Consider the following 20,476-nt stretch of genomic DNA (forward strand, 5'->3'; position numbering starts at 1 on the left):
CGGCGTGTGAAGCTCCGCGCTCCGGTCGGGTCAGATCAGGCCTGCTTCTGCCCTCCGGCCGCCTGCGCCATGCGTTCCTCCTTGGGGAACACCGTCACCTTGCGGTCTTCGCGCACGCCTTCCGGCTGCATCGAGCAATGACCTTCGAACAGCGCGCCTTCCTGCACCACCAGCACCGGCGCCGAGAGATTGCCGTTGACCTTGGCCGAGGGACGAATCTCGATTCGCTGCGACGCGATAATATCGCCGCTCACCTTGCCCGCGACCGTTACCGCCGCCGCACGTATCTGCGCCGTCACCACCGCGCTCTCGCCGATCGTGAGCGCGTCCTTGGCGTTGATCTCGCCATCGACTTCGCCGTCGATTCGCGCGGGACCTTCGAACGAAATCTTGCCGCTCAGCTTGGAACCGCGATCGAGATAGGCGCGCGCTTCGCCGCCCGCAGCTCCACCGGCGCGGCCCGTCTGCGAACCGGCCGAGCCTTGAAGATTTGGCTGCGTGGATGAAGCAGAGGAGGCCGGCGGAGTGGTCGTCGGTTGAAGCTTGGGGTTCTTCTCGGGTTCCTTGGTGAATAGCGCCATCGCGATACACTCCTCAGCGTACTCGGGAAACCCCCGCGTCGCGCTCCAGCATTTTGAGTTTAGGCATGGCTATTAACCGATGCAATTGGAGGTGTCAAATTTATCGCGCCTGTCGATGCGGCTCGATTTCATCCGAGTTGCAAAATAGCCTCGATTTGCGCCGCGATTCATGCGCGCAGCGTCATCGGCATTGTGGAAAATCGATTAAATCGAGCTTACCCGTTGCTTCACGCGAACCAAGGCCTAAGCTTAAAGGCAGACTTTTTCTTCCCCGACGTTCTCGTCCAAGGAGCAAGATTAATACGATGGCATCGAAAGCGATCCCCGAAAAATTCCTCGACCTGTTCACCGGCAAGAAGGCGTTCGCGAATATCGCGACCGTGATGCCCGATGGCACGCCGCAAGTCACGCCAATCTGGTTCGACTACACCGGCGGCAAGATTCGCATCAATACGGCGCGCGGCCGGGTGAAGGATCGCAACATGAAGGTCGGCGTCAAGGTCGCGCTCGCGATCATGGACCCCGACAATCCGTATCGCTACATCCAGGTGCGCGGTCCGATCGTGAACGAGACCGAAAACGGCGCCGACGCGCATATCGACAGCCTCGCCAAAAAATACATGAACCAGGACAAGTATCCGTTCCATCAGCCCGACGTGAAGCGCGTGATCTATGAGATCGAGCCGGCATCGGTGCAGGTGATGGGCTGATCGCTCGAAAAGAGTTAACCGCAGATTTCAAGAATTGCGCAGACTAAAGAAAAAGGGGCGGCTCATCGAGCCGCCCTCTTCATTTGTAAAATCCGAATCTGCATAACCACCTCGTTGTCACTCTGAGGCGAAGGCTGCGCAGCCCCGTTCGATGGACTCAGGGCAGGCTCCGAGTCCCGGATCTTTTTTCCTTCGCTAAGCGTCGCACCGGGATCCTTCGACTCCGGCAGCCTCTGCTCAAGATGACGGAGTGGGAGCCTCTGCTCGAAATGACGATGCAGTTCTGTGTCATCCCGACGGAGCCTGGCGACGAGGGAACCCGGATCCGGGATTTCTCGCTGCGCTCGAAATGACACAGAGGCGGCAGACAAGCAGAGACAGCGCGTCATCTTGAGCAGAGGCCGTCTTTTCGATACCTCGCCCGCTTTTCGTTTCACCGCACCGCTTCGCATGCGAGCGTGGATCGACGCGCGCGTCGTACGTCGCGCCGCAGGGCGGTGTCAGGCGGCGGGTTCGAGCATCGCCAGGCGCTCGAAGAAATCGGGGAACGTCTTGGCGACGCAACCGGGGTCGTTGATGGTGACGCCACGCAGCTTCAGCCCGGCGATCGCGAAACTCATCGCGATTCGATGGTCGTCGTACGTCTCGATTGTCGCGGGATGCATCGTGGACGGCTGAATCTCGAGTCCGTCCTCCTTGTCGATCACAGAAGCACCAAGCCTTCGCAGTTCAGTCGCGAGCACGCGGATACGATCGCTCTCGTGATGCCGGATAAACGCGACGTTGCGAATGATCGTCGGCGATGATGCGAACGGAGCGATCGCCGCGAGCGTTGGCACCATGTCCGGCATCGAATTCATCGCGACGTCCACACCGGCGAATTGTCCCGTGCCGATCACTTCGACGAAATCCGGATGCCACGCGACACGCGCGCCCATCCGCTGCAGCACGCCGAGAAATTCGAGATCGCCCTGCACCGAATGCGACGTAAGTCCCTTGATTCGCACCGTACCGCCAATCAGCGCCGCGGCTGCCGCAAAATAACTCGCGCTCGAAGCGTCGGGCTCGACCGCGAAGCGTTGCGCGCGATACCACTGGCCGCCCGGCACCACGATCAGATCGCCGTCGCGCGAGCCATGCACGCCCCACGCTTCCATCAGGCGGAGCGTCATGTCGATAAACGGGCGCGCGGTCTCGCCGATCACGCGGAGCCGCAGCCCGGATTTCCAAATCGGCGCCGGCATCAGCATCGCGGATACGAACTGCGATGAGACGCGCGCATCGATTGAGGTTTCGCCGCCTTCGAAACGGCCGCGCGACATATCGACGATCACCGGGGGGCAATTATTGTCGCGCTCGCTGTAGATGCTCGCGCCGAGACGTTGCATCGCGTCGAGCAGCGGGCCGATTGGCCGCTGGCGCATCCGCTGGTTTCCGTCGATCCTGAAACGGCCTTGCCCGAGCGTCAGCATCGCGGCCAGGAATCGCATCACGGTGCCCGCGCCGCCGACGAAAATCTCCGCGCCGTGATGCGGAATGATCCCGCCGCGCCCGCCGACCGTGATTCGGCACGCCGCCTCGTCGGACTCGACGATAAACCCCAGCGCGCGGAGCGCGCCGGTCATGTAGCGCGTGTCGTCGCTCATCAAGGCGGCGTCGATCACCGAGCGTCCTTGCGCCATCGCCGCCAGCAGCATCGCGCGGTTGGTGATGCTCTTCGAGCCGGGCACGCTGACGGTCGCGTCGAGCGGCCGGCTGAGCGGAGTTATTTCGATCTGATTCACGGAAAGGCACGTAGCGATCGAGTATGCACAGATTAACCGCGCGCCTCATTCAGCCACAAGCGCCCGGCCGCGCAGCGACCGCCGCTATAGAGGCAACATTACCAGTTGCGCGCTTTGTGACTCTACGATTAGATTATTGACAGCTACAGAAAGTAGGTATCGTGGCGGGAGGTCAAAATCGAATGAGACGCGCTCGATTCACAGTTTCAATTGCGTTGCCGCTCGCGACGCTGGCGATAACGATCGTAGTGGGCGGCGCCGCATCCGCGCAGACGATGGGCGAATACGCGAGCACGACGGCGATGTCCACCGCGCGCAAGCCCGCTGCGGCCGCGATGCCTGAGCATCGCACCTGGGAGACCAACAAGTGGGGCGGCAGCTTCAGCGACCGCGTGGGGAAGGGTTCGGGCGGCGATTTTTCATCGCGCGCATCGGCCGGCAAAGGCGAGACCAGCAACGAATCGCGATGGCCCGGTTCGTCGATCGGCGAGATGAAAACGGGCGATACGAAACGATTCGATAGCGGCGAGCGGTTCAAGAGCGACGAGAAACGTTTCGCCGGATCCGAGCGCACCCGCTTCGGCGGCGACAAGGATCGCTTCGCGCCGTCAAGGTTCCACGACAACCAGGGCCTCGACGAGCGTTACAACAGTTCGGGACTCGACACGCGCTATTCAGACCACTAGATCACTGACGCCCGGGGCGATCCGCGCCGGCAGCGAGTGATTTTCGGCGGTCGGCGATCCAGTCGGAGAGCATCGCGCGATCGGCGTCATTCATGCTGGCCGCAGGATGCGTCGCGATGTAGTACCACGGCGGCATCGCGCCGCTTTTGAGTAATCGCGCAATATTCTCTAGCTTGCGATCTTCGGTGCCCGGGTCGGTCGCATAATCCTGCCACGCCGAGAAGTTCAGGCGGCGGCGGCCTGCGGCGACCTCGCCGCGAACCCAGAATGAAATGGGCGGCAGGTAGCTGTACCACGGCCATCGAGTCTGATCGGAATGGCAATCGTAGCAGGCGCGCTGAAGGATTTCGTGGACTGGCGCGGGCGCGCGCAATTCACGCGCGGGAAGTTCGGGTTGCGCGGCGCACAGCGATTTTGCGGCGATTAGGATTGCGGCGGCGACCATCGCCGCGATACACGGAAGAATTATCGTGAAATCGGGACGCCGCGAATCAGCGCGAGACAATCTGCCCCTTAACGGCGCCGTTGCTGAAATCGTCCACGAACGCATAACTGCCCGGCGACAGCGGCGGCAGATTCACCGTGATGGTCTGACCCGGCTGCACGACCCGCTCGCGGTTCAATTCGAAGCTCTCGAACTCGATCACGGCGTCGCCCAGGTTGGTGACCTGCAGCTTGACCGGCGTGTTCGCGGGCAAGGTGAGGCTGGCCGGCTCGACGCGTCCATTGTGAAAGTTCAACCGGGAATAATCGTCGTCCGCGCGCGACGTCGAGGGCACAGCGATGGCGGCGAGCAGGGAGGCAAGGGCAATCGCGAGAGTCGCGGAATTGGCTGATCGGTTTGGCATCGAATGGTCCCGCTAACGAGATTGAGAATGATTCTCATTTACGACAACGCCGCCCGATTGTCAAGCGCGATCATTCTCCGTTCGGCGAGCGCGATCATTGCGCGAGAGGCGGCGGCGCGAACGTGATCTTGCCATCGATGATGATGAGCCTCAAACCTCCCACCATTCCCCGTCATTTGCTGGCTGTACATTTGGGAAAAAGCTCCGAAAGCGCTGGGGAGCGAAGCTGTGAATTGGAACGAGGCGCTTTGGCTCAAGCGCTTTCACCAGACGTTTCAAATCAGAGATGCCGGCGTGGCCCGACGTGTGGTGAATCTCGAAGGCCACTTTGCGGGTCACACACCAGGCCTGAAGATCAAATCCGTCTCGCTCCAGGTAACCCGGCCAAAGCGAATAGAAAAGCTTGGCTCCTCGCAGCGCATTCTCGAGGTCAGCCGCCATCGATGGCCGAAAGATCATCATCAAGTCGCTCGCACACCTCGCGATCTCTTCAGGGTAGATCCGTTTAGGATAGTATGGAGCTACCAGGTCGAAGCTCTTCTCTCGTACGATCCGCCGTTTCATTGCTGAGGGCAGAAAAACCCGCAAATCATTGCCGCGGGGACTAGGCAAACTCTTGCGCCCGAGCGCGTCAAGAATGTGTGCCAGATATAGGTCAGCGACGAAGGTCCGGCCAGCACGCTTGCTCGCTTTGAAGAAGGTTACAAATCGATCGATGTTCTGAGCGGAAAAGTAAGCGAGCGCCAAGCCGGGCGTGACTTTCAGGCTTTCAAAAATCTCTCGCTCCAGCTCAGCTTCCGATTTGGCGACTTCCTTCCCGTTCTCACGCCCGATCGTGGTGCCCTCCATCAGAAGCACGTCCACCGGCTTCGGCGCCGTCTTCAGAAATTGGTCGAAGAGACGCGCCTTGCGGCCGTGTCCCCGGAGGTCGGCCGAATAGAAAAGGCTTTGGCCGTCAGCCTCGACCAAAAAGGAATAAGCGTCAAAGGCGGAATGATCGTTCAAAAAAGGCGTGATCTTAAACGGTCCGACCTCGAAGCAAACTCGGTGCTGGTAGTGCGTGACATTCTGAAATACGACGCCGAAGGAGCCAAAGGGAATGGCAGCGCGGAGAATCTTCTCGGCATCGCTGCCGATAAAAACGCGAGTGCTCGATCGCGCTTTTTGGATGAGCCCGTAGTGGTCGAAATGCGGATGAGAGACGACGATGCCGAGAAAGTTGCGATCCTCTACCTGCAAGCCTTCGATTTGAGGCAGTTTCACATTCGCTGGATCGGGCGCAGTCAGAGGCATTCCCATGTCGAGCAACAGCGTCTTCCCGCCCGAAGACAGCTCGATGCAATTGCCGCCAACCTCCTTCGTGCCGCGATGTATTCGGACACGCATTTGTTCTAACTGATTAAGTGCCGGGGATCAGAAACCGAAGCGAGGAAAAACTGCTCCTCGATCAGTGATCGGATTTCCGAGATGGTATCCGGACTAACATCGGCGTTCCGCCTACCTTTCACTTCCAAGTGAGCGAGCTTGCCGGGACTGTGAACTACAAGCACCGTCGCCCGCTCCGAACCGTTCCAGGAATAGAAGTACACAGCTCCCTCGAGGACTTCCGCTATCAATTTGTGAAGGCAGCTTCGCATTTCTCGCGCTTCATGCTGCATTTCGGCGGACGAGGTTATCGGGTTCAAGCGATCATTTCCGGGTATTGGGGGCTCCGGGAATTGCTCTCGCGATAGCAATCGCTCGCGCCATGCTTGCAGACGCGACTTTAATTCGCGAAGAGATTTTACTCGACTCAAAGACTTGACCACGCCGCGTTGAAGCTCGCACGACAAGTCCCAGAGGTGCGCCTTGAACGTAGCCTTAATAGCCACGACAGCCTCAGGCTTTTCGAGAATTGGCAGCAGGTTGGGCAAACAGATCCAGTCTGGAAGCGCCCAGATCGCGCGCAAAATAGCGGGCGAGAGGTGCTGTGCGTGCGCAAGTACTTTTGCGGTTTTCGGTTGTCTCAGATATCCGCCCAACCTCACGTAATCAGCGCGCCGGCATTCGGTAGTGTTCAGTTTGGCGAGAACCTTCAGGCCCGAGTCAGGCCAAGCGGAACCATCGCAGAGGCGTCCGAGAAGCTCGCCGCGCTTCTCGTGCATCATAGCATTCATCAGGAAAATTCTCGCTTCAGAACTGAGCTTGCGGGCGTCTGCCAGCGTGAGGCCCGCGCAAACGTAGTGCGGCCCTGAATTGCGAAGTTCCGTCAGCAAGAACTGCTCAAAGCTCGGAATCGTGCGAACACCTTCCGCGAGGACGGTTCTCCATCGAGTGCCGAAAGCCGACTCTGGAATCCATTTCGCGTTCCCAACACATCTATCCTGGGTAACCGAAGAGGGATCGGCGGATTGACTGTGATCGGGTCTGTTGTCAGCGACCATTGCCTAAGGTTCTTGGAACCTTACCCCACGGACCAGGCCTTTTGCATTACCGCGCAAGATCACTCGATCCTTCCCGAGACAGTCCTCGAGTTTTTTTTGGTGCGGCGTCCAGGCAGGCCCCGGTTTCTGGTCGTCATCGAAGCCAAACACGACGAGACGCGGCTCGGTATTGACGATGATAGATTTTTGTTCGGACACCATCGTAAGAAAGCGGCGACGCTTGCTATCTTGCGGGACGCAATTCGATTTCAACATATCGGCGCAATGAAGCTTATACGCCTTGACGATGTCGTCCTGATTGTTATTGAGCAACTTTTCGTACGTTGCGATTTGTTTGAGAACTAGTGGGGTGCCACTAGATCTGAGTTCTTGATTGGCAAAGTGTTTCGCTTCAAAGAAAGCCAACTTGAACCCCGCACCGTCTTTTTGAACGGCAACGAAATCGATCCGAAGGTTGTGGTGTGATTTGCTAAGGACAGTCTCTTCGGGAGGAGGATCGTCGTCCTCACTTGAATCACCTGAATCACGGAAAGCTACTTCGACGTCTATAATGTTCGGGTTCGCGAAGATGATTTCGCTGACTCCGTACTTTTCTTCACCCGCGTACGGCTTACTGGCTCGCTTGAGGAGATCCAGATCCGAGAAGTCCGGGATGAATGCACTGATGCCACCAGCACCCTTGGGTGATTCGGCTTGGCCGTCTATCACCCTGCAATACTCAGGCTTCAGGCGGGGGTTCAGGAGGTATTTGTAGTGGACCTTCCCGGCTAGTTTTCCGCCACTCAGTTCGAGCTTGAGCAAACGGTTCCCACGGTAGTACACGCACACGCATGTTTTGCGCGGCGCGATGAACAGCTCTGGATCTTCTACGATGGATTTCCACCAAGCGCTTCCACTGTAAGCGGCAGCTAACGCCTCGACGAAGTTTTTCTCGAGTCCGCGCCCTAGAATTTCCATAGCTCTATTGTAAGCTCAGTTAGAGTCTGATCAGCGTAGCCAGCTTTGAACGCGCAGCGCACAACCTTAAGTTCACGGCAGAGTGGCCCGCCGCCCGATTGTCAAGCGCGATCATTCTCCGTTCGGCGAGCGCGATCATTGCGCGAGAGGCGGCGGCGCGAACGTGATCTTGCCATCGATGATGTCCTTCTCGGCCGCACTCGCCCGCGCGATCGCCGTCTCGGGGACTCGATCCTTCAACTTCTCGTTGTAAACGACCTTGACCATCCCTTCCTTCATGCCCATCTCGAACATCCCCGGCTTGAAGGTTCCAGCTTTGACCTGGGTGGCGACGCGCAGGAACGCGCCGGGAATGTCCGCGACCGCGTCGGCCAGCACGACGTCGGGCGCGAGGCTTGTCTGGCCCCGGTGCGAGCCGAACGCATAGACGTGCGCCTGCCGCGCTGCCAGAAAGACGCCGAGGCTTGCCGCGTCCGCGTTGCCGATCAGCAGGTCCGCATGCTGAGCGATCTGATCGAGCGCGGCCTTCTTCGCCGCGGGGACATCGTCCAGCCGGCCGACGAAGCTCACCAGGACTTTTCCCCGTGGATTGATCGATTCGAAGCCGCGCGTGAAGCCGTCGAAGGCGAGCTTGATCCCCGGTATCTGCCCGCCGCCGACCGCGCCGGCGATGCCCGATTTCGACATACTCGCCGCGAGCATGCCCTCGACGTAGGCAGCCTCCTCGAGCTTGAAAACCAGCGAAGCGACATTCGCGCTCGAGGCGCCGCCGGAAGTGACGACGAACACCGTTCTGGGGAACGCCACCGCAACTTTAAGCGTCGGGGTCGTGTATTCGTAGCCGTGGGCGAAGATCAGGTTGAAGCCGCGCGAGGCGAAATCGGCGAGCGCCTTTTCGGCGTCGGCTGGAGACGTGGTTTGAACCACCTCGCTGACGGCGGCCAGATTGTCCTTTACGTGTTGCATCCCGTCGAAAGCGGCGGCGTTCCATCCGGCGTCGCTGACCGAGCCGGGGGTAAGGAGTGCGACCTTGAACGAAGTGGCCTCGTGGGTGACTTCGTCGGGAGTGCGCGGCGAGCGCTTGCATCCCAACGCGGCAATCGACACCGCCACTAGCATCGCACTCAGGACGGTCATCATGGATTTGTGTGGCATAAGGGGCGTCCTTCGCAGTTTTGACACGAATCGGACACTACAATCAGTCATCTGCCGTATCCGCTAAGCGATCTCGACGATGTGAGACCCTCAGTCGCAATGAATGCGTTGCGGCGTGCGCTTTCGATTCCCAATTCGGATATGGGCCATTTGGCCAATTGCGACCTTAGCATCAATTTCGCGATCGTCAGCAACCATGTCGTCCCGAAATGAGTAAGAACAGTTCGGGGTTATCGTATCAGCCTTCAACACACCGCAACGCGCCTCAACTCCTGATTCGATCACGTCAAGTCAGGCGCCTTTTGAAACTTCCAGATAGACAATCACGGTTTACCGCGGAGGTGGCTATGAGGCGCATCTCTGATCGGCTGGCCCGGCGACGGTTATCTTCTCTGGCTGCGCTACGTGCGACGTGCATTCTGTTCGCAGCATTTGGGTCAGATAGTCATCATGCGTTTGGGCGGCATACCGGCGGCCTACGGAGTTTTGAGGCGAAACTGCAACTGGGGGCTTTATTGACTATCGAAGCTGGGGCGAGTATTCGATTATCTCGGCAATTACGCGATTAATCGCTCGCGGCAGGGGGAAAGCTTGGTCGAATCGATGAGGCTCACGAAAGCTATCGGCAAAGCAGCCGCATCGCTGGCGTTGGTCGCGATGCTGTCACTTGTCCTCGCACGACCCGCACGCTCCGAATCACAAGTTCCCTTTCCAGCCCCCAAGACCATCCAGCCGAACATCGATTTCTGGGTCCAAGTTTTCACCGCGTACTCGTACCGTGACTTCGTCATTCTGGATCGCGACAACGTCTGGCGCACCTATCAAATCTATCGTTTGCCCGGCGAGGGTCAGCCGTCGCGCACGGATATCGAATGGGCCAACGCCTACTTGAAGACCAAGTACGGCGCGATCCTGACGCGCCTCGGCTCGGGCCGCGAGCCATCGAACTGGGAAGAACGGCGCGTGGCCGCGATGTTCAAGGGCGAGCCGCTGAGCGCCTACAACGAGGCGGCGCAGAATCTCCGCGTGCAGGAAGGACTCTGCGAGCAGTTCCGCGAGGGCTTGCTGCGGAGCCGCTACTATCGGCCGACGATGGAGAAGATCTTCAAGACGGCGGGCGTGCCGCCCGAACTGGTGACGCTGGCGCACGTCGAATCGGGCTTCCACGGCGGCGCGAAATCAGGCGCGGGCGCGGTCGGTATCTGGCAGTTCACGCGCGGCACCGGCAAGCAGTACATGAAGATCACGCCGTATCACGACGATCGGCTGAACCCGGTGCGTTCGACCGAGGCCGCGGCCAAGCTTTTGCGCGCGAACTATGAGACGCTTGGTGATTGGCCGCTGGCGATCACCGCATACAACTATGGCACGGGCGGGACCGCGCGGGCCGCGAGCATCTATGGCGGCGACTACTGCAAGATGGTCGAGCGGTACAATGGGCCGCGTTTCGGCTTTGCGGTAAAGAACTACTACTCTGAGTTCCTGGCCGCACTTCACGTGCATCGCTACGAGGACAAGTATTTCCCCGGAATTGCCGACGAGGCGACGATACGTCCGGCGCCGATCAAGTGCGATCTTACGCCGCCCAAGAGTGCGAGGAAATCGCGCACCGCGAAAGTCCGCAAAGTTTCGACCAAAGCATCGCATCGAACCAAGAGCCAACAAAAAATCTGACCGCGCCCCGCAGTGATTTGCGCGTCGATCAGCCGCGAGTGCTGGGCGCCAGGATTCGATCCTTGGATCTCATTGCGCGAAAACTCTCACGTTCGCGCAACATTGCAGAAGGAGCCGGGATTCTTCGGCTGCGCAACCTTCGCTTCAGAATGAGCGGGCGCAGCGCGGCGCGTTGCTCTGGAAATGGGGCGTGGTTGTGGTAGTAAGGAGTGCGCAGCCGCGTTTTGGGGCTCGATGCTATTGGCCTCGCGATCGTGACACGACAGTCCACGATCGTGAACTTGACAAGGGTCGAGTGCCGCGACGCGCGCGCGATATTTATTACTCGCCGACTACAAGGAGCAATTGGATGAAAGCTGCTGTGTTTCACGGACCGAAGCTGCCGCTCAGTATCGAGGATGTCGAACTCGACAAGCCGCAGGATCGCGAGGTCCTGATCAAAACGTTCGCGAGCGGCGTGTGCCATAGCGATCTGCACTTCGTCGATGGATTTTATCCGTATGCGGCGCCGGCCGTACTGGGGCATGAGGCGGCGGGAATCGTCGAGGAAGTCGGACGCCAGGTGACGTACGTGAAGCCGGGCGACCACGTGATTTGCTGCTTGTCGGTGTTCTGCGGCAATTGCGAGCAGTGCATGTCGGGGCATCCGAATCGATGCTCGAACAAGGTGGCGACGCAGCGCGACCCCAAGGACAAGCCGCGCATCTCGCAGAAAGGCAAGCTGATGAATCAGTTTCTCGACATCTCGTCGTACTGCGAAAAGATGCTGCTGCATGAGAACGCGGTGGTGAAGATTCGCGAGGATATCCCGCTTGATCGCGCGGCGCTGATCGGATGCGGCGTGACGACCGGGGTCGGCGCGGTGCTCAATACGGCGAAGATCGAGCCGGGCTCGACGGTGGCGGTGTTCGGCGCGGGCGGCGTGGGACTGGCGGCGATCCAGGGTGCGCGAATCGCGGGCGCGCGCAAAATAATCGCGGTCGATACGTTCGAGGGCAAGCTCGCGATGGCGAAGCGGCTTGGCGCGACCGACGCGGTCGATGCGTCGAACAGCGATCCGATCGAGGAAATCAAGAAGCTCACTGGCGGCGCCGGCGTCGATTACTCATTCGAGGCGATCGGGCTCAAGAAGACCGCGGAGCAGGCATTCATGTCGCTCAAGCCGGGCGGCACCGCGACGGTGATCGGCATGATCCCGGTGGGGCAGAAGGTCGAGATCGACGGCTTCATGTTTTTGACGGAGCGCAAGCTGCAGGGCAGCAACATGGGCTCGAATCGCTTCCGGATCGACATGCCGCGATATATCGATTTCTACTTGCAGGGCCGTTTGAAGCTCGACGAGATGATCAGCAAGCGCGACAAACTCGAAAACGTGAACGAAGCGTTCCGCGCAATGAAGGCGGGCGAAGTGGCGCGCACGGTCCTGATGTTCAATTAACCTGATCCAATTTGCGGCGCGCTGGCGCAAATCAAAAATCGAAATCAAGGAGCAATCCGATGAAAGCAGCAGTCTTCAGAGGACCGAATCAGCCGCTGACGATCGAACAGGTCGATATCGACGAGCCGAAGGAGCGCGAAGTAGTCGTCCGCACGGTGGCGAGCGGCGTATGCCACAGCGATTTGCATTTCGTGGACGGCCTCTACATGTGGCCCGCGCCCGCCGTGCTCGGGCATGAGGCGGCTGGCGTGGTGGAGAAAGTCGGCTCGCAGGTTTCGTATTTGAAGCCGGGCGATCACGTGATCGCGTGCCTCTCGGTATTTTGCGGATATTGCGAGGAGTGCATGTCGGGGCATCCGAATTTGTGCTCGAACAAGGCGGCGACGCAGCGCAAGGAAACCGAGAAGCCGCGGCTCTCGCAGAAAGGCACGATGGTCAATCAGTTCGCGGACCTTTCGGGATACGCCGAGAAGATGCTGCTGCATGAGAACGCGCTGGTGAAAATTCCGGACAACGTGCCGCTCGATCGCGCGGCGCTGATTGGATGCGGCGTGATGACGGGCGTGGGCGCGGCGCTCAACACGGCGAAGGTCGCGCCGGGATCGACCGTCGCAGTGTGGGGAGCAGGCGGTGTCGGCCTCGCGATCATCCAGGGCGCGCGAATCGCGGGCGCGCGGATGATCATCGCGGTGGACAAGTTCGCGAGCAAGCTCGAGCTCGCGAAGAAACTCGGCGCGACGCACGCGGTGGACGCGTCGAAGGGCAACCCGGTCGAGGAAGTACAGGCACTGACCGGCGGCGGCGTCGATTATTCGTTCGAAGCGATTGGACTCAAGGTCGCGGCCGAGCAGGCATACGAATCGCTGATGGCGGGCGGAATTGCGACCATCGTCGGGATGGTGCCGCTCGGGCAGAAGGTCGAGGTGGACGGCTTCTCGCTGCTGTATGAAAAGCGCATCCAGGGATGCTTCATGGGATCGAATCGCTTCCGCATCGACATGCCGCGGATAATCGAGCTGTATCAGCAGGGGCGGCTCGACCTGGACGGGATGATCACGCGGCGCGGAAAACTGGAGGACGTCAATGAGGCGTTCCGCGCGATGAAAGCGGGCGAGGTGGCGCGCACGGTGCTGATGTTCGATTAGCGGCGCGAAAAATAATTTTCGAAATGCAGAGAGCCGGTCGGAAATCCGATCGGCTCTTTTCCTTTTCATCAACCCGAGAGGAGATTGCGGTTCGAGCGGTTCGAGAGAACTCAAAATGAAAACCGCATCGTCGAATTATTTTGTCATTCAGAGGCTAAGGCTGCGACGCCGAAGAATCCCGGAGCAATGCGAGCGGGGTAAAAGATCCGGGATTCTTCGCTGCGCTCAGAATGACAAAAAGTTTGACGCAAAGGTTGTTTGATCGCTCAGGCGTGTCTAGCTATCGCGGTGCTCGATCGAGATCCCTCGACTCCGTCAGACTTCGCTCGGGATGAGGGAGCGGCGCAGCCGTCGCCTCAGAGTGACAACGGTGGTGATTGGTCAGGGTTCGTCGGGGCCTTTGAAGAGCCGCATGAATTCCTCGACGGTGGCGGGCGGTTTCGCCGCGGTCGCGAGCGCGTCGCGCACGTGTTCGGCGGATTTCATCCCGACCAGCGCGACGTCGACGCCGGGCGTCGAGCGGACGAACTGGATTGAGCGTTGCGCGTCGGTGGCGAGGCCGCTCATCGCGTCGGAGACGATCGCGGGCAGTCCGCGCGATAGCTGGCCCTGCAACAACGAGGCGCTGGCGCATACTGCGAGGCCCAAGGGTTTCGCGGCTGCGAGCGTGGTGATTTTGCGGCTACCGACAAGTTGATTTGGGCGGATCACAGCTTCGGGCATCGCAAGGTTGTGCGGCAACTGGATCGCGCGGAAGTGATGCGAGTCGCCGCCGACGTCGCGCGCGATGCGGATGAGTTCGTCGAGCGAGAGCCATCCGCGCTCGGTCGGTTGCGCGCGCAGCCCGTTCCAGGTCGCGACGCCATACACGCCGATTTTTCCCGCGACGACCGCGCCTTCGAGGAAGTCGAATATCTGCGAAATCCGGCGCAGAAATTCCTTGCGCTCGACGACCTCGAGCTGCGTCTCGGGATTGTGAAGGTAGTAGAGGTCGATAGTGTCGAGGCCGAGGTTCGCGCGAGAGAGATCGAGCATCGTGCCGATATACTTCGGCGTCATGCAGTGCGAGCCGTCCATCAGGTCGCCGGGCGCGACGATACCGGACTTGACGAAATGATCCTCGAACCACGCGCGCGGATTCTCGGGCACGCCGCCGTCGAAGGTGACGTAGCCGCCCTTGGTCGCGACGATGAATTCCTCGCGCTTGAGCTTGCCCGCGGCGACGAGTTCCGCGACGACCTTGCCGATCGTGCGTTCGCTACGCTGGAATCTGTAATTGACTGCGGTATCGATCAGGTTGATCCCACCGGTGAGCGCGGCGGTGAGCGCTTCTTCGTAGGCGCGGTCGGTCTCTTCGTCAGGCTCGCCAAGGTAGGTGCCGATTCCGATCGACGAGACCGAGACGCCAAGCATCGGGCGGAAATTTCCCGGCATCGCAGGGAAGCGTTTGGCGTATTCGGCGGTGCCGTCGGCAGTCGCGCGCCCTTTGAGCATCGATGATCTCCTTGGGTCAGATGACAGCGCGCGTTGTTCGGCTACAGAATTCTCAGAGTGATTGAGTACTCAAAGTTGGTTCGTACAGCGCCTGGATCACGTTGCCGTCGGGGTCGCGGATGTAGAATGACACCGAGCCGTCGCGATGATGCTTCAGCGGATGCACGATGTCGAGGCCGGCGCCGCGCGCCCATATGTAAGCGGCTTCGACATCTTCAACGGTCGGCACGATGAAGCCGAAGTGATCGAGCGACTGGACATCGGCGTGGCCGTAAGTGCCGCGATGCAGCGCGATATTGTCCGAGCCGGAACTCAAGTATGCGTTCTCGGGATCGGGCTGCCATACGAGCTTCATCCCGAATACGCGCGAATAAAATTCGACGGCTCGATCGACGTCGAGTACTCGCAACGCCAGATGCCGCATGCCGCTGTTCTTGATCAAGGGTTCACCTCGAGCGTTCGGTAGCCGACCACGGCCCAGATCGGATCGGAGGGCGGCGAGGTCGGCTCGCTCTTGTCGATGAAATCCATGTTCTCAAACCGGCCGCCTTCAATAAAGTACCGCGCGACGAGTTTGGAGCGGTCGTAATCGTCTAGATGCTGCCAGACGGCGATCGCCTTGGTCGGGAACATCCGATTGGAATACGTCACGACGAAGGGCGCGCCCGGTTTCAGGATCCGGCCGACTTCGGCGAAGACCTCGAGCGGCCGAATCATGTATTGAATCGAGACGGTGACGACGGCGGCGTCGAACTCGGCGTCGTTGAAGGGGAGGCGCGGCTCGCGATTGAGATTGTGGATCACGATTTCGTTAAGCGCCGGATTATTTTCCATCTCGGGGCGATTCATACCGAGGCCGACGACGCGCGAAGGCCGGAGATGCGCTGGCAAATGCGATCGCCAACTGCTCATCAGGTCGAGAATCATGCCGCCTTGCGGAAGAAGTTGGGCGTAGATGTCGGAGACTTTGGCGATCGCGCCGTCGTCGATATGAACGACGAGCCGCGGCGTCGAATAAAATAGCTCATCGTCGGAGTCGTCGATGCGGAGGAAGAATTCCAGTGGCATAGGTTTGTCCATGGGGGTGAGGTCCGATGAAGGATTATGCCTGCCTCAGTTTATCCTTAAAAATCAAATAGTTAGGTGCAATTGCAAAATTTTCAGATGCGGCGTTGACGAGTCGCGGCGGTCCGTCTAGATTAAAACACCTTTCCAATTCGTACGCAGCCACCGATTTTAGACCGCGCCGCGACGAACGGGGAACCGATGGTCAGACGCGACAAAACCAACTACGTGATCCAGTCCGTCGCGCACGCGCTCGACGTGCTCGAACAGTTTTTCGGCGAAGCCGATGAACTGGGCGTAACGGAATTGTCGAAGCGGCTCAAGCTGCATAAGAACAATGTCTTCCGTTTGCTCGCGACGCTCGAAGCGCGCGGCTATATCGAGCAAAACAAGGCCACCGAAAATTACCGGCTCGGAATCAAGTGTCTGCATCTCGGTCGCAGATACATCCATCATATGGGCCTGGTCAGGCAAGCGCGGCCGATCCTGGTCGATTTGGCGCGCAAGTGCCATGAGAGCGCGTACGTGGCGATCGTGCGGCGCGACGGTGTGGTTCCACTCGAGGCGGCGGAGGCGGAAGAGCGCGCGGTGCGGATCACGCCGCCGATCGGAATCACGCTGCCGCTCCATTGCACGGCCGCCGGCAAGGCTCATCTTGCGTTCGACGCCGAGGAGCAGCTCAAATCGGCGCTGCCGGAATCGCTCCGGCGCTACACCGACCGCACGATCGTCGAGCGCGCGGCGCTGCTGGCGCAGTTGGAGGCGGTCGCGCGCGAAGGATACGCCGTCGATGCGGGCGAGTTCACTGAAGAAGTATCGTCGGTCGCGGTGCCGATCCGCGACTACACGCGCTCGGTGGTGGGATCGGTCGCGGTCGCGGGGCCGACGTATCGAATCGGGCCGGAGCGCATCATCAGCGAGATCGCGCCGAGCCTGCTCGACGCGGGGCGCGAGCTGTCTCATCGCCTCGGCTACAACGAGTGAAGCGCGCTCGCGGGCTTATCCGAGCTGGCTTTGCGCCGGGCAGCCGCGGTTAGTAATGTTTGACTGGCTCCCGGGCCGTTGTTACCTTCTCTCGGCTTTATCAGCGCTATTTTCGAGCACCTACGGCGATTTTTGATTCGCATCGATCCCGAAACCGATGCTTGGCATGAACCAATGCGTGGAGTGATTTTGCTGTGAAAATCCTGGTACCGATCAAACGAGTTCCCGATCCTGCGACGACGATTCGCGTGCTGCCCGACGGCAGCGGTATCGCGACCGACAACGTGAAGTGGGTGATCAATCCGTTTTGCGAAATCGCGATCGAAGAGGCGCTCAGAATTAAGGAGAAGCAGACCGGTGAAGTCGTCCTGATCTGCGTCGGGCAGACGCCGTGGCAGGAGCAATTGCGCACGGGGCTCGCGATGGGCGCCGATCGCGCGATCCTGGTGAAAACCGACGCGGCGCTGGATTCGCTGGCGATCGCCGGGATTATCGCGAAGATCGCGGGCGACGAAAAGCCGGAATTGATCATCCTCGGCAAGCAGGCGATCGACGACGACGCGAATCAGATCGGCCAGATGGTGGCGGAGATGCTCGGCTGGCCGCAGGCGACGTTCGCCTCGAAGATCGAGATCGGCGCCGACAAGACCACGGTCGTGCGCGAAGTCGATGGCGGCCTCGAGACGCTGGCGTTCAAGTTGCCGGCGGTGATCACGACCGACCTGCGGCTTAACGAACCGCGCTATGCGTCGCTGCCGGGAATCATGAAGGCGCGCAAAAAAGAGATGAAGGAAATCGCGGCCGACAGCCTGGGCGTCGATCTTACGCCGAAGCTGAAAGTAAAATCGCTCGCGGCGCCGCCGAAGCGTCAGGCGGGGCGCAAAGTCGCGTCGGTGCAGGAACTGGTGGCGGTGCTGCACACGGAAGCGAAGGTGATCTAGTCGCGGCGAATCGCGCTGAATCGATCGGAACATTTTGCGAAGAATTTTGCAGAAAATAAAATTGGACTGGGCGCCCGAATCTGACGGAGACGCAGGAAGCCGGACGCTGGAGTGGTAGCAAATGGGTGACGTACTAGTTTTCGCGGAACATCAGGACGGACATTTTCCCAAGACTACGCTGGTGGCGATCCACGCCGGCCTCGAGCTCGCGAAAAAGCGCGGCGGCAATGCGATCGCGGTCGTGGCGGGCGATGCGCCGGAAAGCGCGGCGACTGCGATCGCGAAGTACGGAGTCAGCAAAGTGATCGCACTGAAGCATCCGGCGCTGAAAAATTATCTCGCCGACGCGCATGCGCAGGCGTTCGCGGCGCTGGCGAAGAAGACCGGCGCGGAATTTATCCTCGCCACGGCGACCGCGATCGGCAAGGATCTGTTTCCGCGGCTGGCGGCGCGGCTCGGCGCGCCGATGGCGTCGGAAATCACCGCGATCGGCGACGACCATACCTTCGTGCGCCCGACCTACGCGGGCAACGTGATGGCGACGGTCGAGCTCGAGGGACCGATCAAGGTGCTGACAGTGCGCGGAACCGCATACGACGCGGCCAAGCCGGGCGACGCGGCTGCGACGGTCGAAGCGCAGGACGCTGAGATCGATGCGAGCGCGCTCAAGATGGAGTTCGTGTCGTTCAACGCGACCAAGAGCGATCGCCCGCAGCTTACCGAGGCGCGGATAATCGTGTCGGGTGGACGCGGGCTTAAGTCGGGCGACAATTTCAAGACGGTGCTCGAGCCGCTGGTCGACGAGATGGGCGCGGCGATGGGCGCGTCGCGCGCGGCCGTCGATGCGGGCTTCGTGCCCAACGATTTGCAAGTCGGGCAGACCGGCAAGGTCGTCGCGCCGGAGCTTTATATCGCGGTGGGAATTTCGGGCGCGATCCAGCATCTGGCGGGGATGAAAGACTCGAAGGTCATTTGCGCGATCAACAAGGACGAGGAAGCGCCGATTTTCGCCGTTGCGGATTACGGACTGGTCGCGGATTTGTTCAAGGCGGTGCCCGAGATGGCCGAGGAAATCAAGAAGCTGAAGCACTCCTAAGGTGCTGGATGCGCCGATTCTCGTAAGAAAGTCAAAGGGTTGAAACGATGGCAACTGTAGACTCAAAAACCTCGCAACAGGCACTGGACATGATTCTCGCTGCGATTGGGCTGCGCGAATCAGATTGTAAAGGTTCAGTAACAATCCAAGGGAAAGATCCGATTCTGGCCTCACGGCACCGTTTCGGCGAGCTGATGGCTGCGTCCCAAGCGGCGTTTGGCATGGCGCTCAGCGAGCTCTGGCAACTCCGGGGTGGCAAGCCCCAAAGCGTGACGACAAGCGTGCGCAATGCCGTGCATCAGCATCACGGCATCGCCTTCATGCGTCAAAACGGTCGGCAACTTCCCTTCACCGACTACGGGTCCGGTGTAGGTGTTGATTCACCCCTGAGCGGCGAGTTCTATCCGACCCGCGACGGGCGGTTCGTCAAAATCGAAATTTTCTATCCACGTCTGCGCGATGCGATGTTCAATGTCCTCAAGTGTGCTCCCACCCAACGCGCCGCCGAGGCCGCGATCATGCAATGGGATGCCGAAGCACTTGAACTTGCCATCCGCGAAGAGGCGGGCGCTATCGGTATAGTGCGATCCGCTACGGAATGGCTGGCTCATCCAGTGGGGCGCCGGCTGGCAGCCAAGCCAGTAATTGAAATTGAAAAGATCGGCGATAGCGATCCAGTGCCCCTTCCAGCGGGTTGCGATACGCCGCTCGGAGGCATTCGAGTGCTCGACTGCACCCATGTCGTTGGCGGACCGATCACAGCACGCACCATGGCCGAGTTCGGCGCGGACGTATTGCACCTCTCCAAGCCGAACTACCCGGACCATGTGAATTGGCGCTTGGAAACCGATATCGGAAAGCGCGCCGCATATTGCGATTTCGACAACGAAGCTGACACGCGCCGCTTCTTTGGGCTTCTCCAGAAAGCAGATGTCTTCACTTGCTCGTATCTGAACCTTGACCAGCGTGGTATTTCGCCGCGGCGCCTCGCCACCAGCAGACCCGGGATCATTTCCCATGAATTGCGCTGCTTCGATTTCGAGGGTGAGTGGGCAAACTTCCGGGGCTTCGACATGATCGCCGTAGCGGTGTCGGGTTACGTTGATGCGGAGGGAGCGATTGACGCTCCTATAATGCCCTTGCAGGTGATTTTCGCCGACTACCTCGCGGCCTACGCAGGCGCGGCAGGAATCGCAGCCGCACTGCGTCGCAGAGCGATCGAAGGCGGCAGCTACCAGGTGCGGGTATCTCTCACCCGGATGTGCATGTGGGCGCAGGAGCTCGGACTCCTCGACAGCAGCGCGCTCAACGGCACGATTGCCTTCGCCGATATGATGAAAGAGACAGACGTGCCGGTTACGACGATAGACAGCCCGTTTGGCAAGGTCACCTACTTGCCGAGCCTGATCGAAATGCCTGACATCAAACCGGGTTTCGTGAGAGGTCCTCAGCCACTCGGTTCCTCGCTTCTGGAATGGCAGGATTAGGAGCCGCG

Annotated in this window: 20 protein-coding genes; 9 read left to right on the forward strand and 11 right to left on the reverse strand. The window is 59.9% G+C overall.

Going from position 1 to position 20,476, the window contains the following annotated elements; genetic code table 11:
* Positions 1-35: 35 nt before the first annotated feature.
* Positions 36-581: a polymer-forming cytoskeletal protein gene (locus Q7S58_RS05460; protein ID WP_304821675.1), complete on the reverse strand. Its 546-nt coding sequence runs from the start codon at positions 579-581 to the stop codon at positions 36-38.
* A 305-nt stretch (positions 582-886) separates the two neighbouring features.
* Here Q7S58_RS05460 and Q7S58_RS05465 point away from each other — a divergent pair, with 305 nt between their 5' ends.
* On the forward strand, positions 887-1,291 hold the full coding sequence (locus tag Q7S58_RS05465; RefSeq protein WP_304821677.1) for a PPOX class F420-dependent oxidoreductase: 405 nt from the start codon (positions 887-889) through the stop codon (positions 1,289-1,291).
* Between the two features lie 500 nt (positions 1,292-1,791).
* Here Q7S58_RS05465 and aroA read toward each other — a convergent pair whose 3' ends face one another.
* The gene (gene aroA / locus Q7S58_RS05470; protein ID WP_304821680.1) at positions 1,792-3,075 is read right to left on the reverse strand and encodes a 3-phosphoshikimate 1-carboxyvinyltransferase; all 1,284 of its coding nucleotides are present in this window, start codon (positions 3,073-3,075) and stop codon (positions 1,792-1,794) included.
* 182 nt (positions 3,076-3,257) lie between these two features.
* Here aroA and Q7S58_RS05475 point away from each other — a divergent pair, with 182 nt between their 5' ends.
* The gene (locus Q7S58_RS05475) at positions 3,258-3,761 is read left to right on the forward strand and encodes a hypothetical protein (RefSeq protein WP_304821684.1); all 504 of its coding nucleotides are present in this window, start codon (positions 3,258-3,260) and stop codon (positions 3,759-3,761) included.
* Position 3,762: 1 nt separating this feature from the next.
* Here the strand turns inward: Q7S58_RS05475 and Q7S58_RS05480 are convergent, their stop codons facing one another.
* The 6 genes from Q7S58_RS05480 to Q7S58_RS05505 all read right to left on the reverse strand — a co-directional run bounded on the left by Q7S58_RS05480 (position 3,763) and on the right by Q7S58_RS05505 (position 9,144).
* The gene (locus Q7S58_RS05480; RefSeq protein WP_304821687.1) at positions 3,763-4,266 is read right to left on the reverse strand and encodes a heme-binding domain-containing protein; all 504 of its coding nucleotides are present in this window, start codon (positions 4,264-4,266) and stop codon (positions 3,763-3,765) included.
* Positions 4,253-4,609, reverse strand: a complete 357-nt coding sequence (locus Q7S58_RS05485; RefSeq protein ID WP_304821690.1) for a cupredoxin domain-containing protein — start codon at positions 4,607-4,609, stop codon at positions 4,253-4,255. The genes Q7S58_RS05480 and Q7S58_RS05485 overlap by 14 nt, the downstream gene beginning before the upstream one ends.
* Before the next feature lie 150 nt (positions 4,610-4,759).
* Positions 4,760-5,995 (reverse strand): MBL fold metallo-hydrolase, encoded by a 1,236-nt coding sequence (locus Q7S58_RS05490; protein ID WP_304821693.1) that lies wholly within the window; start codon positions 5,993-5,995, stop codon positions 4,760-4,762.
* Between the two features lie 5 nt (positions 5,996-6,000).
* The gene (locus Q7S58_RS05495; RefSeq protein ID WP_304821697.1) at positions 6,001-7,032 is read right to left on the reverse strand and encodes a hypothetical protein; all 1,032 of its coding nucleotides are present in this window, start codon (positions 7,030-7,032) and stop codon (positions 6,001-6,003) included.
* Between the two features lie 3 nt (positions 7,033-7,035).
* Complete coding sequence (locus Q7S58_RS05500) at positions 7,036-7,989, reverse strand: hypothetical protein (protein WP_304821699.1); 954 nt, start codon at positions 7,987-7,989, stop codon at positions 7,036-7,038.
* Between the two features lie 135 nt (positions 7,990-8,124).
* On the reverse strand, positions 8,125-9,144 hold the full coding sequence (locus Q7S58_RS05505; RefSeq protein ID WP_304821703.1) for a BMP family protein: 1,020 nt from the start codon (positions 9,142-9,144) through the stop codon (positions 8,125-8,127).
* Between the two features lie 603 nt (positions 9,145-9,747).
* Here Q7S58_RS05505 and Q7S58_RS05510 point away from each other — a divergent pair.
* The 3 genes from Q7S58_RS05510 to Q7S58_RS05520 all read left to right on the forward strand — a co-directional run bounded on the left by Q7S58_RS05510 (position 9,748) and on the right by Q7S58_RS05520 (position 13,401).
* Positions 9,748-10,818: a lytic transglycosylase domain-containing protein gene (locus Q7S58_RS05510; protein WP_304821706.1), complete on the forward strand. Its 1,071-nt coding sequence runs from the start codon at positions 9,748-9,750 to the stop codon at positions 10,816-10,818.
* Positions 10,819-11,167: 349 nt separating this feature from the next.
* Positions 11,168-12,256, forward strand: coding sequence for a Zn-dependent alcohol dehydrogenase (locus tag Q7S58_RS05515; RefSeq protein WP_304821709.1), 1,089 nt, complete (start codon positions 11,168-11,170; stop codon positions 12,254-12,256).
* A 59-nt stretch (positions 12,257-12,315) separates the two neighbouring features.
* On the forward strand, positions 12,316-13,401 hold the full coding sequence (locus tag Q7S58_RS05520) for a Zn-dependent alcohol dehydrogenase (protein ID WP_304821711.1): 1,086 nt from the start codon (positions 12,316-12,318) through the stop codon (positions 13,399-13,401).
* A 381-nt stretch (positions 13,402-13,782) separates the two neighbouring features.
* Here the strand turns inward: Q7S58_RS05520 and Q7S58_RS05525 are convergent, their stop codons facing one another.
* Genes Q7S58_RS05525 through Q7S58_RS05535 form a run of 3 tightly spaced genes read right to left on the reverse strand, consistent with a single transcriptional unit; the run spans position 13,783 to position 15,963 of the window.
* A complete protein-coding gene (locus Q7S58_RS05525) occupies positions 13,783-14,895 on the reverse strand; it encodes an aldo/keto reductase (protein WP_304821713.1) in 1,113 nt (370 codons plus the stop codon).
* A gap of 52 nt (positions 14,896-14,947) precedes the next feature.
* Complete coding sequence (locus Q7S58_RS05530) at positions 14,948-15,337, reverse strand: VOC family protein (RefSeq protein ID WP_304821715.1); 390 nt, start codon at positions 15,335-15,337, stop codon at positions 14,948-14,950.
* Positions 15,334-15,963 (reverse strand): class I SAM-dependent methyltransferase, encoded by a 630-nt coding sequence (locus tag Q7S58_RS05535; protein WP_304821718.1) that lies wholly within the window; start codon positions 15,961-15,963, stop codon positions 15,334-15,336. Before Q7S58_RS05535 ends, Q7S58_RS05530 begins: the two co-directional genes overlap by 4 nt.
* A 198-nt stretch (positions 15,964-16,161) precedes the next feature.
* Here Q7S58_RS05535 and Q7S58_RS05540 point away from each other — a divergent pair, with 198 nt between their 5' ends.
* The 4 genes from Q7S58_RS05540 (at position 16,162) to Q7S58_RS05555 (ending at position 20,468) form a co-directional block, all read left to right on the forward strand.
* On the forward strand, positions 16,162-16,944 hold the full coding sequence (locus tag Q7S58_RS05540) for an IclR family transcriptional regulator (RefSeq protein WP_304821721.1): 783 nt from the start codon (positions 16,162-16,164) through the stop codon (positions 16,942-16,944).
* A 194-nt stretch (positions 16,945-17,138) separates the two neighbouring features.
* A complete protein-coding gene (locus Q7S58_RS05545; RefSeq protein ID WP_304821724.1) occupies positions 17,139-17,885 on the forward strand; it encodes an electron transfer flavoprotein subunit beta/FixA family protein in 747 nt (248 codons plus the stop codon).
* A gap of 121 nt (positions 17,886-18,006) precedes the next feature.
* Positions 18,007-18,981 (forward strand): electron transfer flavoprotein subunit alpha/FixB family protein, encoded by a 975-nt coding sequence (locus Q7S58_RS05550; protein WP_304821727.1) that lies wholly within the window; start codon positions 18,007-18,009, stop codon positions 18,979-18,981.
* A gap of 47 nt (positions 18,982-19,028) precedes the next feature.
* Positions 19,029-20,468: a CoA transferase gene (locus tag Q7S58_RS05555; RefSeq protein ID WP_304821731.1), complete on the forward strand. Its 1,440-nt coding sequence runs from the start codon at positions 19,029-19,031 to the stop codon at positions 20,466-20,468.
* The last annotated feature ends 8 nt before the right edge of the window (positions 20,469-20,476 follow it).

This window comes from Candidatus Binatus sp., assembly GCF_030646925.1.
Classification (GTDB): domain Bacteria; phylum Desulfobacterota; class Binatia; order Binatales; family Binataceae; genus Binatus.

Excerpts from the sequence above, each read along its gene's own strand:
- Q7S58_RS05460 (WP_304821675.1), bottom strand. The coding sequence starts at position 581 with ATGGCGCTATTCACCAAGGAACCCGAGAAGAACCCCAAGCTTCAACCG.
- Q7S58_RS05465 (WP_304821677.1), top strand. The coding sequence starts at position 887 with ATGGCATCGAAAGCGATCCCCGAAAAATTCCTCGACCTGTTCACCGGC.
- Q7S58_RS05475 (WP_304821684.1), top strand. The coding sequence starts at position 3,258 with ATGAGACGCGCTCGATTCACAGTTTCAATTGCGTTGCCGCTCGCGACG.
- Q7S58_RS05485 (WP_304821690.1), bottom strand. The coding sequence starts at position 4,609 with ATGCCAAACCGATCAGCCAATTCCGCGACTCTCGCGATTGCCCTTGCC.
- Q7S58_RS05490 (WP_304821693.1), bottom strand. The coding sequence starts at position 5,995 with ATGCGTGTCCGAATACATCGCGGCACGAAGGAGGTTGGCGGCAATTGC.
- Q7S58_RS05495 (WP_304821697.1), bottom strand. The coding sequence starts at position 7,032 with ATGGTCGCTGACAACAGACCCGATCACAGTCAATCCGCCGATCCCTCT.
- Q7S58_RS05500 (WP_304821699.1), bottom strand. The coding sequence starts at position 7,989 with ATGGAAATTCTAGGGCGCGGACTCGAGAAAAACTTCGTCGAGGCGTTA.
- Q7S58_RS05505 (WP_304821703.1), bottom strand. The coding sequence starts at position 9,144 with ATGCCACACAAATCCATGATGACCGTCCTGAGTGCGATGCTAGTGGCG.
- Q7S58_RS05510 (WP_304821706.1), top strand. The coding sequence starts at position 9,748 with ATGAGGCTCACGAAAGCTATCGGCAAAGCAGCCGCATCGCTGGCGTTG.
- Q7S58_RS05515 (WP_304821709.1), top strand. The coding sequence starts at position 11,168 with ATGAAAGCTGCTGTGTTTCACGGACCGAAGCTGCCGCTCAGTATCGAG.
- Q7S58_RS05520 (WP_304821711.1), top strand. The coding sequence starts at position 12,316 with ATGAAAGCAGCAGTCTTCAGAGGACCGAATCAGCCGCTGACGATCGAA.
- Q7S58_RS05525 (WP_304821713.1), bottom strand. The coding sequence starts at position 14,895 with ATGCTCAAAGGGCGCGCGACTGCCGACGGCACCGCCGAATACGCCAAA.
- Q7S58_RS05535 (WP_304821718.1), bottom strand. The coding sequence starts at position 15,963 with ATGCCACTGGAATTCTTCCTCCGCATCGACGACTCCGACGATGAGCTA.
- Q7S58_RS05540 (WP_304821721.1), top strand. The coding sequence starts at position 16,162 with ATGGTCAGACGCGACAAAACCAACTACGTGATCCAGTCCGTCGCGCAC.
- Q7S58_RS05550 (WP_304821727.1), top strand. The coding sequence starts at position 18,007 with ATGGGTGACGTACTAGTTTTCGCGGAACATCAGGACGGACATTTTCCC.
- Q7S58_RS05555 (WP_304821731.1), top strand. The coding sequence starts at position 19,029 with ATGGCAACTGTAGACTCAAAAACCTCGCAACAGGCACTGGACATGATT.